This window comes from Bacillus sp. FSL R5-0416 (assembly GCF_037975425.1).
Taxonomy (GTDB): domain Bacteria; phylum Bacillota; class Bacilli; order Bacillales; family Bacillaceae; genus Bacillus; species Bacillus subtilis.
On the sequence record NZ_CP150252.1, the window covers coordinates 1,804,793 to 1,805,608 of the forward strand.

Here is an 816-nt window from a genome sequence, read left to right on the forward strand (position 1 = left end):
CAGAACCATTAGGAGGACATCATGACGCATTCTGTTGTAGAGCTTATCGAAATTGAATCCGCCATTATTCAGGTAAAGATGCAAGATCGCACTCATAAAAACGCGTTTTCACAAGAACTTACAGATGGTTTAATTCAAGCGTTTGAATACATACGGCAGAACCCCAAATACAAAGCGGTTATTTTGACAGGATATGATAATTATTTTGCTTCAGGAGGAACGCAAGAAGGACTGCTTCGAATTCAACAGGGATTGACCAAGTTCACTGATGACAATCTTTATTCTCTGGCGCTGGATTGTGAGATTCCAGTTATTGCGGCAATGCAGGGCCATGGAATTGGAGGCGGCTTTGTCATGGGGCTCTTTGCTGACATTGTCATTCTGAGCAGAGAAAGCGTGTATACGGCTAATTTTATGAAATACGGATTTACGCCTGGAATGGGCGCTACCTTTATCGTTCCTAAAAAACTGGGTTTCAGCCTGGCCCAGGAAATATTATTGAATGCGGGCAGCTACCGCGGAGCTGATCTTGAAAAAAGAGGGGTTCCTTTTAAGGTGCTGCCCCGTGCAGAAGTGTTAAATTATGCAGTGGAGCTGGCGCAAGAACTGGCGGAAAAGCCGAGAAACTCACTGGTTACACTGAAAGATCATTTGGTTGCCCCGCTTCGCGATCAGCTGCCGCGCGTCATTGAACAGGAACTGATGATGCATGAGAAAACATTTCATCATGAAGAAGTCAAAAGTAGAATCAAAGGCTTATATGGTAATTAACTGAAAATATATATAAAATTTTGCAGGTGAAATGGAGGCAGCGTG

The 816-nt window shown here is 43.5% G+C and carries 1 protein-coding gene; it reads left to right on the forward strand.

Annotation, left to right across the window (positions count from 1 at the left end; genetic code table 11):
* Nucleotides 1-21 precede the first annotated feature (21 nt).
* On the forward strand, nt 22-771 hold the full coding sequence (locus tag NYE20_RS09550; protein ID WP_021479258.1) for a polyketide synthase: 750 nt from the start codon (nt 22-24) through the stop codon (nt 769-771).
* The last annotated feature ends 45 nt before the right edge of the window (nt 772-816 follow it).

Bases quoted from the DNA above. Each gene is read 5' to 3' on its own strand.
- NYE20_RS09550 (WP_021479258.1), top strand. From the start codon at position 22: ATGACGCATTCTGTTGTAGAGCTTATCGAAATTGAATCCGCCATTATT.